Source organism: Pseudomonas sp. P39-UII1 (genome assembly GCF_039672635.1).
Classification (GTDB): Bacteria; Pseudomonadota; Gammaproteobacteria; order Pseudomonadales; family Pseudomonadaceae; genus Aquipseudomonas.
Map to the genome: position 1 here is coordinate 17,827 of NZ_JBDFPP010000006.1, position 13,722 is coordinate 31,548.

Annotated in this window: 15 protein-coding genes; 7 read left to right on the plus strand and 8 right to left on the minus strand. The window is 62.5% G+C overall.

Translation table 11 applies throughout. The annotated features are described in order from the left end of the window. Positions 1-45 precede the first annotated feature (45 nt). Both rimK and ABEH27_RS10365 read right to left on the minus strand, forming a co-directional pair. Positions 46-951, minus strand: a complete 906-nt coding sequence (gene rimK, locus ABEH27_RS10360) for a 30S ribosomal protein S6--L-glutamate ligase (protein ID WP_119137413.1) — start codon at positions 949-951, stop codon at positions 46-48. Beyond that, the gene (locus ABEH27_RS10365; RefSeq protein WP_346613498.1) at positions 948-1,430 is read right to left on the minus strand and encodes an ATP-dependent zinc protease; all 483 of its coding nucleotides are present in this window, start codon (positions 1,428-1,430) and stop codon (positions 948-950) included. Before ABEH27_RS10365 ends, rimK begins: the two co-directional genes overlap by 4 nt. Before the next feature lie 109 nt (positions 1,431-1,539). Between ABEH27_RS10365 and ABEH27_RS10370 the strand changes: the two genes are divergently transcribed. After that, positions 1,540-1,941 carry a S4 domain-containing protein gene (locus ABEH27_RS10370; protein ID WP_346613499.1) on the plus strand — a complete coding sequence of 134 codons (402 nt, stop codon included), beginning with the start codon at positions 1,540-1,542 and terminating at the stop codon, positions 1,939-1,941. Positions 1,942-2,080: 139 nt separating this feature from the next. Here the strand turns inward: ABEH27_RS10370 and ABEH27_RS10375 are convergent, their stop codons facing one another. Further along, positions 2,081-2,875, minus strand: coding sequence for a phosphatase PAP2 family protein (locus ABEH27_RS10375; protein ID WP_346613500.1), 795 nt, complete (start codon positions 2,873-2,875; stop codon positions 2,081-2,083). 119 nt (positions 2,876-2,994) lie between these two features. On the opposite strand from ABEH27_RS10375, the gene hslO reads away from it, so the two are divergent. Both hslO and ABEH27_RS10385 read left to right on the plus strand, forming a co-directional pair. Next, positions 2,995-3,894: an Hsp33 family molecular chaperone HslO gene (gene hslO / locus ABEH27_RS10380; RefSeq protein ID WP_346613501.1), complete on the plus strand. Its 900-nt coding sequence runs from the start codon at positions 2,995-2,997 to the stop codon at positions 3,892-3,894. Between the two features lie 179 nt (positions 3,895-4,073). Beyond that, positions 4,074-5,615 carry a phosphoenolpyruvate carboxykinase gene (locus tag ABEH27_RS10385; protein WP_346613502.1) on the plus strand — a complete coding sequence of 514 codons (1,542 nt, stop codon included), beginning with the start codon at positions 4,074-4,076 and terminating at the stop codon, positions 5,613-5,615. A 269-nt stretch (positions 5,616-5,884) separates the two neighbouring features. On the opposite strand, the gene ABEH27_RS10390 is transcribed toward ABEH27_RS10385, so the two are convergent. Beyond that, the gene (locus tag ABEH27_RS10390) at positions 5,885-6,328 is read right to left on the minus strand and encodes a hypothetical protein (protein WP_346613503.1); all 444 of its coding nucleotides are present in this window, start codon (positions 6,326-6,328) and stop codon (positions 5,885-5,887) included. Positions 6,329-6,451: 123 nt separating this feature from the next. On the opposite strand from ABEH27_RS10390, the gene ABEH27_RS10395 reads away from it, so the two are divergent. Then, positions 6,452-6,892: a thioesterase family protein gene (locus ABEH27_RS10395; RefSeq protein WP_346613504.1), complete on the plus strand. Its 441-nt coding sequence runs from the start codon at positions 6,452-6,454 to the stop codon at positions 6,890-6,892. A gap of 61 nt (positions 6,893-6,953) precedes the next feature. Here the strand turns inward: ABEH27_RS10395 and ABEH27_RS10400 are convergent, their stop codons facing one another. The 3 genes from ABEH27_RS10400 to fdhD all read right to left on the minus strand — a co-directional run bounded on the left by ABEH27_RS10400 (position 6,954) and on the right by fdhD (position 10,829). Then, positions 6,954-7,433, minus strand: a complete 480-nt coding sequence (locus ABEH27_RS10400; protein ID WP_016484415.1) for a glycine zipper domain-containing protein — start codon at positions 7,431-7,433, stop codon at positions 6,954-6,956. Between the two features lie 214 nt (positions 7,434-7,647). Further along, complete coding sequence (locus ABEH27_RS10405; RefSeq protein ID WP_346613505.1) at positions 7,648-9,993, minus strand: FdhF/YdeP family oxidoreductase; 2,346 nt, start codon at positions 9,991-9,993, stop codon at positions 7,648-7,650. Between the two features lie 5 nt (positions 9,994-9,998). Then, on the minus strand, positions 9,999-10,829 hold the full coding sequence (fdhD, locus tag ABEH27_RS10410; protein WP_346613506.1) for a formate dehydrogenase accessory sulfurtransferase FdhD: 831 nt from the start codon (positions 10,827-10,829) through the stop codon (positions 9,999-10,001). 175 nt (positions 10,830-11,004) lie between these two features. Here fdhD and lysM point away from each other — a divergent pair, with 175 nt between their 5' ends. Next, complete coding sequence (lysM, locus tag ABEH27_RS10415; protein WP_306380412.1) at positions 11,005-11,445, plus strand: peptidoglycan-binding protein LysM; 441 nt, start codon at positions 11,005-11,007, stop codon at positions 11,443-11,445. Between the two features lie 112 nt (positions 11,446-11,557). On the opposite strand, the gene yrfG is transcribed toward lysM, so the two are convergent. Continuing rightward, positions 11,558-12,220 carry a GMP/IMP nucleotidase gene (gene yrfG / locus ABEH27_RS10420; RefSeq protein WP_346613507.1) on the minus strand — a complete coding sequence of 221 codons (663 nt, stop codon included), beginning with the start codon at positions 12,218-12,220 and terminating at the stop codon, positions 11,558-11,560. Positions 12,221-12,284: 64 nt separating this feature from the next. Between yrfG and nudE the strand changes: the two genes are divergently transcribed. Together nudE and cysQ are read left to right on the plus strand one after the other, a co-directional pair. After that, complete coding sequence (gene nudE / locus ABEH27_RS10425) at positions 12,285-12,851, plus strand: ADP compounds hydrolase NudE (protein ID WP_346613508.1); 567 nt, start codon at positions 12,285-12,287, stop codon at positions 12,849-12,851. Continuing rightward, positions 12,848-13,675, plus strand: a complete 828-nt coding sequence (cysQ, locus tag ABEH27_RS10430; RefSeq protein ID WP_346613509.1) for a 3'(2'),5'-bisphosphate nucleotidase CysQ — start codon at positions 12,848-12,850, stop codon at positions 13,673-13,675. Before nudE ends, cysQ begins: the two co-directional genes overlap by 4 nt. Positions 13,676-13,722: the final 47 nt, after the last annotated feature.

Below are 13,722 nucleotides of genomic sequence, written 5' to 3' on the forward strand. Positions count from 1 at the left end.
GGCCCTTTTGCGGCTAAAGCCGCGAGGGGGCCGGCACGGTCAACCTCAGCCTTTACCTTTGGTGCGGGTCTGGTTCGGCCCGCCATTCTTCTCCAGATGCTCGATGATCATCCCGGCCACATCCTTGCTGGTGGTCACTTCGATACCTTCCAGGCCCGGTGAGGAGTTCACTTCCATCACCAGCGGGCCGTGGTTGGAACGCAGGATGTCTACACCTGCCACGCTCAAGCCCATTACCTTGGCTGCACGGATGGCGGTAATCCGCTCTTCAGGTGTGATCTTGATCAGGCTGGCGACCCCACCCCGATGCAAGTTGGAGCGGAACTCGCCTGGCTTGGCCTGACGCTTCATCGAGGCAATCACCTTGTCACCCACCACGAAGCAGCGAATGTCGGCACCGCCGGCCTCCTTGATGTACTCCTGAACCATGATGTTCTGCTTGAGGCCCATGAACGCTTCGATCACCGACTCGGCGGCCTGGGTGGTCTCGCATAGCACCACGCCGATGCCCTGGGTGCCCTCGAGCACCTTGATCACCAGGGGTGCGCCATTGACCATCTGGATCAGGTCGGGGATGTCGTCTGGCGAGTGGGCGAAACCGGTAATCGGCAGGCCGATGCCGCGCCGTGACAGCAGCTGCAACGAGCGCAGCTTGTCGCGGGAGCGGGCGATGGCCACGGACTCGTTGAGCGGGTAGACGCCCATCATCTCGAACTGGCGCAGCACCGCGCAGCCATAGAACGTCACCGATGCGCCAATGCGCGGAATCACCGCATCGAAACCTTCCAGTGGCTTGCCGCGGTAATGAATCTGCGGCTTGTGGCTGGCAATGTTCATGTAGGCCCGCAGGGTATCGATCACCACCATTTCGTGGCCACGCTGGGTACCGGCTTCGACCAGGCGGCGGGTGGAATACAGACGCGGATTGCGCGACAGCACAGCGATCTTCATGCAGCACCTGTGACAGGGGAAAGGGTGGCCGGAAAGGCCGGTTTGTCTTGCACGTACTTGAGCCCCGGGTTGACCACCAGCTGCCCATGGATAAGCGCCTTGGAACCGAGCAACAGGCGGTAGCGCATGCTCTTGCGGCAGGCCAGGGTAAATTCCACTTGCCACACGCGGTCGCCCAGCGCCAACGGGGTGCGGATCACGTAACGGGTCTGGGCGTGGCCATTGGAGCTCTTGATGGTCTTCATGGTGACCAGCGGCGCTTCGCAACGGCGGTGACGCAGTTGCACGATCGAGCCCAGGTGGGCGGTAAAACGCACCCATGGCTCGCCGTCGCGCTCGAAGGGTTCCACCTCTGTGGCGTGCAGGCTGGAGGTGCTGGCCCCGGTGTCGATCTTGGCGCGCAGCCCCGCTACACCGAGGTCGGGCAAGGCGACCCACTCGCGCAGGCCGATCACAGTCAGATGGTCAAATGTCTTCACGAAGCACACCCTGGGGATAAGGTGGTGAACTGTAAGCACGACGGGGACTTTTTGCATCCGTCAGTTACGGTAGTACAGTTCGATGAAAGACAGAATTCGAGGTAACGGGATGGCACAAAAAGGCGAAGAAGACGACAAGGTCCGCCTGGACAAATGGCTATGGGCAGCGCGGTTCTACAAGACTCGCGCGCTGGCCAAGGCGGCGATCGAGAGTGGCAAGGTGCATTGTCGGGGCGAGCGCTGCAAGCCGGGCAAGGAGCCACGGGTGGGCGATGCGTTCGTGCTGCGCACCGGTTTCGATGAGCGCACGGTGGTGGTCAAGGCACTGTCTGCTGTACGCAGGGGGGCACCTGAGGCGCAGGCGTTGTATGAAGAAACCGAAGAAAGTGTGAAGCGCCGCGAGCAGGCCGCAGAGATGCGCAAGGCAGGTGCGATGGGTGTGACGACCGATGGCCGGCCGAACAAGAAACAGCGTCGGCAGATTCACCAGTTGCATGGCAGTTTTGATTGAGCGCTGCCGGCGATGGGCTGCAGAGCAGCCCTGACGATCTAGCGGATCACCGCTGATCGCCCTGCGCAGTTCTTTGAGCATGCGCGGATTTTGTAGGAGCTGGCTTGCCGGCGATGGGCTGCAAAGCAGCCCTGATGATTTAGCGGATCACCGCCAATCGCCCGACCAACGGTAGCCTGGCTGCAAGCTTGAACAACGGTGCTGTGCAGCGCAGCAGCAACGCGCTGCCCTTCGCCGCCAGTGGCGTATGGCAGCTCCAGCCCAGTGCCAGCACTGCCATCAGCAAACCACCGATGTAGTCATCCTGCCCCCAATGCGCACCCGCCACCAGGCGCGGCAGCATGAACAGGAACGCCAGGCCCCAGATCACCAGATGCTGCACCAGGCGCCGGCTGAACAGGCTCATGAACAGCGCCCAGATCAGCAGCACCGAGGCGTGATCGCCCGGGAAGCTCTTGCTGGAGCGGTCTTTCAGTTCCCAGGCTTTTTCCAGGTTCGGGTAGTAATCGCTGAGGTGGACGACGTTGTCGAACACCATCGACGGGCTATCGTGTTGCCAGCCCATTGCATCCACCCACTTGGAAAACACCGCGCGAATCACCACTAACAGGATGAGCGTGACGAGAAAGCCGAAAAAGGCCTCACGCACCTGGCTGGCCTTGAACACCCAGTCACCGCGGATCAGCACGGCCAGCAGGATCAGGCCAACGACGATGTCGAAGGGCCGAAGGCTGCCGACGGTCCAGATGTAGCGCCAGGTGGTGTTGTCGGCCAAGGGCGCATTAAGGCTGTGGAACAGCCATTCGTCGAAAGTCAGGCACAGGATCTGGCCAAAAGGCCATAACCAGAAACACAGTAGAGCGATAGGCAGCAATGTGCAGGCTGCCAAAGGGCCCCAGGACCACCTTGCTTGGAACAGTGGTCGATTGTCCATAAAATACCTCTATTGCCAACGGGAATCGGAGCGCCTTGTGAGCGCTCTGTCATGGGTTTTCGCAAGTGTTCGAAATCCCGTGTAACCATTTTGTCATCATTTTCAGATAGCCAAAACCTATGAGCGATTTGCCAGATACCGATTTCACCCAACGTTTCATCTTCGACGACCGCGATATTCGCGGCGAGTGGGTGGCACTCGATGACAGCTACGCCGCGGTGTTGGCTCGTCATGCCTACCCACAGCCCGTGGCCGCACTGCTCGGCGAATTGATGGCCGCCACGTCGCTGCTGGTTGGCGCCATGAAGTTCGACGGCTTGCTGGTGCTGCAGGCGCGCTCGGCTGGGCCGATCCCGCTGTTGATGGTTGAGTGCTCGAGCGAGCGCGCCATCCGCGGCATGGCGCGTTATGAAGCGGACCAGATCCCTGACGAAGCGACGCTGGCGCAGTTGATGCCCGACGGCCACCTGACCCTGACCATCGACCCGGTCAAGGGCCAGCGCTATCAGGGTACTGTCGAGCTCGACGGCGCCAACCTGTCGGAATGCTTCACCAACTACTTCATCCAGTCCCAGCAGACCAACACCCGCTTCTGGCTCAATGCCGAAGGCGGCAAGGCCCGCGGCCTGCTGTTGCAGCAGCTGCCGGTCGACCGCCAGCGTGACGAAGAAGAGCGTGAAGACAGCTGGCAGCACGTGATCGCCCTCGCCAAGACGCTCAAGGCCGAAGAGTGGGCCGAGGACAACGAAACCCTGCTGCACCGCCTGTATCACGAAGATGCCGTGCGCCTGTTCGATATCCAGCCGCTGCGCTTCCAGTGCAGCTGCTCGCGCGAACGTTCCGGCAATGCGCTTGTCAGTCTTGGCGAACACGATGCCAAGCAGTTGGTGGACGAGTGTGGCGGCAAGGTGGAGATCGATTGCCAGTTCTGCAACGAGCGCTATTTCTTCGATGCCAGCGATGTGGCGCAACTGTTTGCCGGTGGCGGCACGGACACGGCGTCAGAAACTCGCCACTGAAACGTTTAATTGCAGGGAAATCTCCTGTCGAATTGCGCAAAAGCGCGGTTACGACAGGAGGGGCCTACTTTTTTTGGGCGTTTCTGGCATAATCCGGCCACTTTTTTCGCTGTAGTAGTTTTTTACAGACAACTACAAAACGTTTGGAGCACTCGGCCTCGGGCCGGATGGGGTATCTCATGACGCAAGCCAACAACACCGTGTACACCGACCTGAGCGTCGATGAGCTGGTAAAAGAAGCGCTGCAACGCGGTGAAGGCGTGCTAGCCGATACCGGCGCACTGGTCGTGGAGACTGGGCACCGTACTGGCCGTTCGCCGGCTGACCGTTTCATCGTCGAAGAACCTTCCACCCAGGATGCCATCTCCTGGGGCCCGATCAACCGCAAGTTCCCGGCCGACAAGTTCGATGCCCTGTGGGACCGCGTCGAGGCGTTCAACAACGCCCAGGATCACTTCGTTTCCTACGTTCACGTAGGGGCGGCCGCCGAGCACTACCTGCCGGTGAAGATGACCACCCAGACTGCCTGGCAGAACCTGTTCGGTCGTTGCCTGTTCATCAACCCTGAGCAGTTCAACCCGGCTGGCCGCGACCAGTGGCAAGTACTCAACGTTGCCAACTTCGTGTGCGAGCCTGAGCGTGACGGCACCAACTCCGACGGCTGCGTCATCATCAACTTCGCGGCCAAGAAGGTGCTGATCGCTGGCATGCGTTACGCCGGCGAAATGAAGAAAGCCATGTTCTCGGTGCAGAACTTCCTGCTGCCGGCTGCCGACGTGCTGCCAATGCACTGCGCTGCCAACATCGGCGAAGAAGGCGACGTAACTCTGTTCTTCGGCCTGTCCGGCACTGGCAAGACCACCCTGTCGGCCGACGAAAGCCGTTACCTGATCGGTGACGACGAGCACGGCTGGGGCGAAGGCGTTGTCTTCAACATGGAAGGCGGCTGCTACGCCAAGTGCATCGACCTGTCCGAGAAGAACGAGCCGGTCATCTGGAAAGCCATCAAGCACGGCGCAGTGCTGGAAAACGTCGTTCTCGACGCCGACAAGCATGCCGACTACACCGATGTCAGCCTGACCCAGAACAGCCGCGCCGCCTACCCTCTGGAGCACGTCGCCAAGCGCGCCGAAGCCAACCTGGGTGGCGAGCCTAACGCAGTGATCTTCCTGACCTGCGACCTGACTGGCGTTCTGCCGCCGGTTTCCATCCTGAACAACGAGCAGGCGGCCTACCACTTCCTGTCCGGCTACACCGCGCTGGTCGGTTCCACCGAAATGGGTTCGGGCGGCGGCATCAAGTCGACCTTCTCCACCTGCTTCGGCGCCCCGTTCTTCCCGCGCCCGGCTGGCGAGTACGCCGAGCTGCTGATCAAGCGTATCAACGGCTTTGGTTCCAAGGTGTACCTGGTCAACACCGGCTGGACCGGTGGTGGCTACGGCGTTGGCAAGCGCTTCAGCATCCCGACCACCCGTGGCGTGATCGCTGCCATTCAGAGCGGCGCACTGATCGGTGCAGAGACCGAGCACCTGGACATCATCAACTTGGACGTGCCGAAGGTTGTTCCAGGCGTCGAAACCGAACTGCTCAACCCGCGCAACACCTGGGCTGACCAGGCGGCCTACGACGAAGCTGCCAAAGGCCTGGCCAAGCTGTTCACCGAAAACTTCAAGAAGTTCGACGTGTCCGACGCCATCAAGGCTGCTGGTCCACAGCTGTAAGCTGGCGCTAGCTTCTGAAAAAAACCGCCCTTCGGGGCGGTTTTTTCGTATCAAGGCCATTGCTGCCTTGCATGCAGGATCCGAACGATTTCCACGGCGTGTTCCTTGATACCTTCCTGGTTTATAGATCGATGGGGCCTGGGCAGCACGTTTGGCTTTTTCTGCGAAGCTTTCGTCCAGTGAGATGGCCGCCTTCGGGTTGGCCTGCGCAATATGGTCCATGATGCGCAGGCGGTCATGGCGTGCCATGTCACGCCAAACCAGCCGCATCAGCGCATTTTGGCTTTGAGTTCGCTGCGGCGAGCTGCGAACAGTCGCTCCACTTCCTCCTCCTCCATTGGCTGCGTCGGGTCTTTCAGGCTGGACTCTACCTGCTCGACAAACCATGCCTCGTAGGCCGCTGCTTCATGCGCTCGCTTCAGGGCCTGTGCCCGGTCTGGGCGTTGATAGGTGCTCATCTGGCCGGGATCGAAGGCTGAAGCGTCGACCTCGAAATGGTCGATGCCCATCTCGAGCAGGTAGCTCACCAGTGTTTCGAATTTCTTGAACAACCGAACGTTGCCGCTGCGCTGGGCAATCAGCACATGCTCCTGATGATTCACGTCGACTTGGATGGCCCAGCCGCCTGGCTGGCCGACGATGTGCGTGGCATTGATTCGTCCGGTTTCCACCATACGGCTCAAATTGGCATGATCTACTTGATGACTGGGCATCGGGACTTTTCTCGGTTTCATCGGGATGAACCATGCTACGCAATCTATAGTTGATTGCGACTATAGCCCTTCCTCTCTTGCTGTGGGAAGTTTCCTCACGGTGTAACCAAATATGGATATCTCATGACCGAATCCCCCAACCGCAATGCGTTCTCCCACTTCCACCCCATCCTCACCCGTCCTCAGGACAACGACCACAATGGCCATGTCGCCGGTGCGACCGTGCACGGTTTCTTCGAAACTGCCATCCAGGCTTTTCTCGTCGAGCAAGCCGAGTTCGACCTGCGTGAAGGCGCGCTGGCAGCGTTCGTGGTCAGTTCGGCGGCAGACTTCTTTGCATTGCCAGGCTTCCCAGATGTGCTTGAGGTGGGCCTGGGCGTGACGCGTCTGGCGGGAAGTACGGTGGAGTACCGGCTGGCGCTGTATCGCCCGGGCGAAGCGGATGCTTGCGCCGCAGGCACGGTGGTGCAGGTGTTCATCGAGCGTGCAAGCGGCCGGCCGGTGCCGCTACCGGAAGCGCTGCAGGTCATCCTGGCCGGGTTGCAGCTCGACGCGCAGGCATAAAAAAGCCCGCGGGTGCGGGCTTAATGTTGTTCCTCAAGTATGCCGAGGCCGCTCTGCGGCCTCAGTCGCGCCAGTGGCGCTTGTGCTTGCGGTGGCCATAGTGGCGGCCGCGGTCGTAGTGACGACGGTCGTCGTAGCCGCGACGGTAGCGGCGATCGTCATGACGCTCGTCTTCATCGGCCTTGTTGCCCATGTAGTTACCCAGCGCGCCACCAGCGCCGCCGCCTGCGGCTGCACCAATGTAGCTGCCGGTGGTGCCGCCCACCGAGCGACCGACCACGTTACCGCCTGCTGCGCCCAGTGCGCCGCCGATAGCGGCCTCACCACGCTGGCGCTTGTCGGCACCCAGGGCACCGCCGGCCGCGCCGCCCAGGCCGGCACCAATGGCGCCGCCGGTGCTACCGCCGATGGAGTTGCCCACTACGGAGCCGAGTACCCCACCCAATGCGCCGCCAATGCCGGCCTCGGTATTGCCGCCTGCCATGGCAACGCCGCTGAGCAAGCTGAAAGACAACAACAGAATCGAGGAGTACTTCTTCATCAAGAGAGCCTCATAGGGATGACGAGGGCGAATTTGAGGCTCCGTGCTGCGGCTGGCAACGAAAATCCGACGAGTAGCACGAGTTGTACACAATTCTCTAAGTTGCTGTATTTCCTATGAAACTTAATCCATTTTCGCGTGTCTGAGGTTATTGTGACGAAGCCCTGGACCCTTGTGGAACAGGGCTTTTTCGTTTTTGCCGGCCAGCCAGCCCTTACACGATCCGCCCGTCGTCGCGCGCCCGCTCAAGCTTGATGGCGACGAACTTGGACGTCGGTGTATGGCTGCCTTCACCGATGCTTTCCAGTGGAATCAGTGGGTTCACCTCCGGGTAATAAGCCGCCGCCTGCCCAGCCGGAATATCGAAGGCGAGCAGGGTGAAGCCGTGTACCCGGCGCACATGCTCATCCCCCCACAGCGAAACGATGTCGACCTTCTGCCCCGGCTGGAAGCCCAGGCGGATGATGTCTGCTTCGTTGGCGAACAGCACGTCGCGCTGGCCGCGCACGCCGCGATAGCGGTCATCCAGGCCGTAGATGGTGGTGTTGTACTGATCGTGCGAGCGCATCGACTGCATGATCAGGTCCGGCAACTGGCCGCTGGCGCGCACGCGCTCGTCGAGCAGGCTGTCCGGCAGCAGGTTGGCCTTGAAGTTGGCGCGGCCGCTGGCGGTTTTCCACTGGCGGCTGCCGGCGCTGTTGCCCAGGTAGAAGCCGCCAGGGTGGCTCAGGCGCTGGTTGAAGTCATCGAAACCGGCAATGGTGTCGGCGATCAGGTCGCGGATGCGGTCGTAGTCCTCTACCAGCCAGTGCCAGTCCACCGGGCGCTTGCCCAGCGTGGCAGCGGCAATGCCAGCGACCACCGCCGGCTCTGAACGCATCTGGCGCGACAGCGGCTTGAGCTGGCCGTTGGAGGCGTGGACCATGCTGAACGAATCTTCCACGGTAACCGCCTGCGGGCCGTCGGCCTGCAGGTCGATGTCGGTGCGGCCCAGGCAGGGCAGGATAAGCGCCTGCTTGCCGTGGATCAGGTGGCTGCGGTTGAGCTTGGTGCTGATGTGCACGGTCAGCGCGCAGTTGCGCAGCGCCTGCGCGGTCCGCTCGGTATCCGGCGTCGCCTGGGCGAAGTTGCCGCCCAAGCCGATGAACACTTTGGCGCGCCCCTCAAGCATGGCGTGAATCGCCTCGACGGTGTTGTGGCCATTGTGGCGCGGTACCGTAAAGCCAAAGCGTTTTTCCAGGGCATCGAGCAGCGCCACCGGCGGGCGTTCGTTGATGCCCATGGTGCGGTCGCCCTGCACGTTACTGTGGCCACGTACCGGGCACAGGCCTGCACCGGGCGCGCCGATGTTGCCGCGCAGCATCTGCAGGTTGACGATTTCCTGGATGGTCGGCACCGAATGGCGGTGTTGGGTAATCCCCATCGCCCAGCACATGATCACGCGCTTGCCGCGGCAGTACATGCGGGCGGCCAGCTCGATATCGGCCAGCGTCAGGCCGGACTGTTCCTCGATGTGCTGCCACGAGGTGGCGTCCACCGCCGCCAGGTACTCATCCACGCCATGGCCATGCTCGGCAATGAAGACGTGATCGAAGACGGCCGGTTCACCGTTGGCCTGCGCTTCGCGCTCCCACTGCAGCAGGAACTTGGCCATGCCACGCAGCATTGCCATGTCGCCACCCAGGGCCGGGCGGAAGAATGCGGTGTTGGTCGGCCGGTCGCTGTTGGTCAGCATCTCCAGCGGGTTCTGCGGATGCTGGAAGCGTTCCAGGCCGCGCTCCTTGAGTGGGTTGACGCACACCACCTGGGCGCCGCGTTTCACGGCGTCGCGCAGCGGGTCCAGCATGCGCGGGTGGTTGGTGCCGGGGTTCTGGCCCCAGACGAAGATCGCATCGGCATGCTCGAAGTCATCGAAGGTGACGGTGCCTTTGCCCACACCCACGCTTTGCCCCAGCGCCACACCGCTGGCCTCGTGGCACATGTTGGAGCAATCCGGGAAGTTGTTGGTGCCATAGGCGCGCACGAACAGCTGGTACAGGTACGCCGCTTCGTTGCTGGCTCGCCCGGAGGTGTAGAACTCGGCCTGGTCGGGGCTGGTGAGTGCGTTCAGCTCACGGGCGATCAGGGCGAAGGCGGCGTCCCAGGCGATCGGCTGGTAGCGGTCGCTGGCCGGGTCGTAGACCATCGGTTCGGTCAGGCGGCCCTGGTATTCGAGCCAGTAGTCGCTCTGCTGGCGCAGTGCGCTGACGCTGTAGCGGGCGAAGAAGGCCGCGTCGACGCGGCGCTTGGTCGCCTCCCAGTTGACCGCCTTGGCGCCGTTCTCGCAGAACTTGACCATGCCGCTCTCGGGCGAGTCGCCCCAGGCGCAGCCGGGGCAGTCGAAGCCCCCGTTCTGGTTGGTCTTGAGCAAGGCGCGCAGGTTTTTCAGCGCATTGTCGCTGCCGACCCAGGCCTTGGCCACGCTGCGCAGCGCGCCCCAGCCACCGGCGGGGCCGTGGTAGGGCTTGTAGCGAGGGGTGGAGGCTGGGGCATTGTCTGGAAGAGGCTGGTACGAGGTCACGGCTGTTACGACTCCGCCGCTGGGCTGTAGACCCGCGGTGCACTGTGTTTGGGCAGATGGATGAGGTTGAGGTTGTGCTTGCGCGCCCACTGCAGGGCGAGGCCCGTGGGCGCCGACAGGCTGACCAGGGTCTGAATGCCGGCGCGCAGGACTTTCTGGATCAGCTCCAGGCTGCAGCGGCTGGTGACGATGGCCAGGCCGCCTTCAGTGGCGATGCCTTGGCGCAGCAGGGCGCCGATCAGCTTGTCCAGCGCGTTGTGCCGGCCGATGTCTTCGCGGCCGAGCAGCAGCTCACCCTCGGCATTCATGAACAGCGCCGCATGCACGGCACCGCAGTGCTGGCCCAGGGGCTGGAAGGCATCGATGCGTTGGCGCAGGCCGGCCAGCCATTGCGCGGGTGGCAAAGGCGCGCCGGGCAGTTCGGCCAGTTCCGGCAACGCCTGCTCCAGGGCCTCGACACCACACAGCCCGCAGCCGCTGGTGCCGGCCAGCTGGCGGCGCTGGTTTTTCAGGTTCCAGAACGCGCGGCTGGAAATCTCCAGGTCGGCATACATCGCCGAGCCGCTGCCCGACAATTTCAGGTCATAGATTTCTGCTGTGCCTTCGACAATGCCGCTGCCCACGCTGAAGCCGACTGCAAAATCTTCGAGGTCGGTGGGGCTGACCAGCATCACGGCCTGGTTAAGGCCATTGAAGGCAATGGCCAAGGCCACTTCTTCGGCCAGCGGTGTACTGGCGCGTGTGGCATCGTCGAGCTGGATGTAATCGTAGGTGTTGCTGGCGGCGGGCAAGGCCAACGGCATAGAGGCCGCGCAGACCGGAGGTTTGCTGTTCATCGGGGCTGACTACCGGCGGCTATTTGATAGCACCAGCCTAGGCCCGCGCGCTGGCCACGTCTAATCGCTAGGGTCTATGCCTTGATAGAGCGCGTCGATTGGCCGCAGTGGGGCGCGAGGGGAAATCCTGGCCTAGACTCCTGACTCCGAGGTTTCAGTCAACAAGGAGAACGCAATGAGCCTGTTCAGTTTCGTGAAGGAAGCCGGCGAGAAGTTGATCGACCTGCTGACCCCTGGCAATGCCAATGCCGAGGAGCAGTTGAAGAAGCACGTGGAGAGTGTCGGCCTGGGCAACCCCAACATCACCGCCACTGTAGAGGGCGACAAGATCATCCTCAAGGGTGAGGTGGCCAGCCAGGAGGAGAAAGAGAAGATCATCCTCGCGGCGGGCAACATCAATGGCGTTGCCAGCGTAGATGACCAGATCACCGTAACCGGGCCGGTCGTCAAGGCTGCGCGGTTCGTGACCGTGAAGAAGGGTGACACGCTGTCAGCTATTTCCGTAGTGGTGTATGGCAACGCCAACCAGTACAACAAGATCTTCGAGGCCAACAAGCCGATGTTGTCGCACCCGGACAAGATCTACCCGGGGCAGGTGCTGCGCATTCCTGAGTGATAGTTCTTCAGCGCTGTGCTGGCCTCTCGCGGGCAAGCCCGCTCCTACAGGACATCGCAGGCCTTGAGCACTGTGCAGTACCTGTGGGAGCCGGCTGGCCGGCGATTTGGCCTTAAAGGCCTACCAACAATGCCCGGTAATCCTCGACCGCCTCGAACTCTTGAGTATCCCGCGGCGCCGCCTGGCTATCCGGCTGGCGCACCGCCAGCAAATGCCCTACGCCAAATCGCCGTGCACTGCGCAAGATCGCCAGCGTGTCGTCGATGAACAGGCTGCGTTCAGGCACAAAGCCGATATCCGCCTGCAACGCGTCCCAGAACTGCGGGCTTTCCTTCGGGTAGCCGTAATCATGCGAACTGATCAGCCGCTCGAAGTACGGCGCCAGTTCCACCCGCTCCAGCTTCAGCGACAGCGAGTCGCGATGCGCATTGGTGATCATCACCACCCGCTTGCCCGCCTGGCGGACTGCGGCAAGGAACGTGTCGGCGTCGGGGCGCAGGGCGATCAGGTCGGCGATCTCGCGCTTCAGCTCGCGGATCGGCAAGTTCAGCTCGCGGCTCCAGAAATCCAGGCAGTACCAGTTGAGGGTGCCGGCATTGCGCTCGAACAGCGGCTGCAGCTCCATTTCCGCCATGGCTCGGCTCACGCCATGCACCTCGGCGTAACGCTGGGGCAGGTGCTCCAGCCAGAAGCGGTTGTCGTAGTGCAGGTCGAGCAGGGTGCCGTCCATGTCCAGCAGGACGGTATCGATGGCGGACCAGGGAAGAACAGGCATGGGAAACTCTCGTTCAGTCGGCAAGCCACGGTATAGTAACCCGTTCACGCCAAGGAGCCGCCCCATGCGCCAGAAACCCACCGTACTCAGCCGCGAGATTGTCGCCAGCAGCCGCTTGTTCCGCGTCGAAGCCGTGCAGTTGCGCTTCAGCAATGGCACCGAACGTACTTATGAGCGCCTGGTCGGCCGTGGCAATGGTTATGGTGCGGTGATGATCGTGGCCATGCTCGATGCCGAACACGCGGTGTTGGTCGAGGAATACTGCGGCGGCACCGACGAGTACGAGCTGTCGCTGCCCAAAGGGTTGATCGAACCGGGTGAAGACGTGCTGGCCGCCGCCGACCGGGAGCTCAAGGAAGAGGCTGGTTTTGGCGCACGTCAGTTGGAGCACCTGACCGAGCTTTCGCTGTCGCCGGGCTATATGAGCCAGAAGATTCAGGTGGTGCTGGCCACGGACCTCTACGAGGAGCGGCTGGAGGGCGACGAGCCGGAGCCGATGCGGGTCGACAAAGTGAACCTGCGCGAGCTGTCGGCCCTGGCCATGCACCCGCAGTTCAGCGAAGGCCGGGCGCTGGCCGCGCTGTATCTGGCGCGTGACCTGCTGATTCAGCGGGGGCTGCTCGACGCATGAACGACCAGCAACTGATGCATGAGGTGGTGAAGCTGGCCGGCCTGGCGGGCGAGGCGATCCTGCCGTTCTGGCGGGCCGATGTGGCGGTGACCAACAAGGCCGATGACTCGCCGGTGACCGCTGCGGACCTGGCCGCGCACCGGGTCATTGCCGATGGCCTGCAGGCACTGGCACCCCAGATCCCGGTACTGTCCGAGGAAGACTGCAATATCCCATTGGCTGAACGGCAGGGCTGGCAGCGCTGGTGGCTGGTCGACCCGTTGGACGGCACCAAGGAGTTCATCGCAGGCAGCGAAGAGTTCACCGTGAACATCGCGCTGATCGAACAGGGTGAAGTGGTGTTCGGCGTGGTGTCGATGCCGACTACCGGGCGCTGCTATTTCGGTGGTCGCAGCCTGGGTGCCTGGCGCGTAGAGACGGGCGGGCAAGCCCAGGCGATTCAGGTACGTAATGCGCCGCCTGCCGATGGGCGCTTTACCGTGGTGGCCAGCCGTCGCCACTCCAGCCCGCAGCAGGAAGCGCTGCTGGCCGGGCTCGGCGCTGCGGTTGGCGAACTGGAGCTGGCCAATATCGGCAGTTCGCTGAAATTCTGCCTGTTGGCCGAAGGCAGCGCCGACTGCTACCCGCGCCTGGCACCGACCTCGCAGTGGGACACCGCGGCTGCCCAGGGCGTGGTGGAAGGCGCCGGTGGCGAGGTGATCAACCTTGACGGCCAGGCATTCCGCTATCCGCCCCGCGAGTCCCTGCTCAACCCCTTCTTCCTCGCCTTGCCTGCAGCCGCCGGTTGGCGCCAGGCACTCATCCAGTTGGCGGTGGCCTTGTAGCAGCGGCCTTGCGTCGCGAAAGGGCCGCGTAGCGGCCCCGGCAATTC

Excerpts from the sequence above, each read along its gene's own strand:
- rimK (WP_119137413.1), bottom strand. The coding sequence starts at position 951 with ATGAAGATCGCTGTGCTGTCGCGCAATCCGCGTCTGTATTCCACCCGC.
- ABEH27_RS10370 (WP_346613499.1), top strand. The coding sequence starts at position 1,540 with ATGGCACAAAAAGGCGAAGAAGACGACAAGGTCCGCCTGGACAAATGG.
- ABEH27_RS10375 (WP_346613500.1), bottom strand. The coding sequence starts at position 2,875 with ATGGACAATCGACCACTGTTCCAAGCAAGGTGGTCCTGGGGCCCTTTG.
- hslO (WP_346613501.1), top strand. The coding sequence starts at position 2,995 with ATGAGCGATTTGCCAGATACCGATTTCACCCAACGTTTCATCTTCGAC.
- ABEH27_RS10385 (WP_346613502.1), top strand. The coding sequence starts at position 4,074 with ATGACGCAAGCCAACAACACCGTGTACACCGACCTGAGCGTCGATGAG.
- ABEH27_RS10390 (WP_346613503.1), bottom strand. The coding sequence starts at position 6,328 with ATGCCCAGTCATCAAGTAGATCATGCCAATTTGAGCCGTATGGTGGAA.
- ABEH27_RS10395 (WP_346613504.1), top strand. The coding sequence starts at position 6,452 with ATGACCGAATCCCCCAACCGCAATGCGTTCTCCCACTTCCACCCCATC.
- ABEH27_RS10400 (WP_016484415.1), bottom strand. The coding sequence starts at position 7,433 with ATGAAGAAGTACTCCTCGATTCTGTTGTTGTCTTTCAGCTTGCTCAGC.
- fdhD (WP_346613506.1), bottom strand. The coding sequence starts at position 10,829 with ATGAACAGCAAACCTCCGGTCTGCGCGGCCTCTATGCCGTTGGCCTTG.
- lysM (WP_306380412.1), top strand. The coding sequence starts at position 11,005 with ATGAGCCTGTTCAGTTTCGTGAAGGAAGCCGGCGAGAAGTTGATCGAC.
- yrfG (WP_346613507.1), bottom strand. The coding sequence starts at position 12,220 with ATGCCTGTTCTTCCCTGGTCCGCCATCGATACCGTCCTGCTGGACATG.
- nudE (WP_346613508.1), top strand. The coding sequence starts at position 12,285 with ATGCGCCAGAAACCCACCGTACTCAGCCGCGAGATTGTCGCCAGCAGC.
- cysQ (WP_346613509.1), top strand. The coding sequence starts at position 12,848 with ATGAACGACCAGCAACTGATGCATGAGGTGGTGAAGCTGGCCGGCCTG.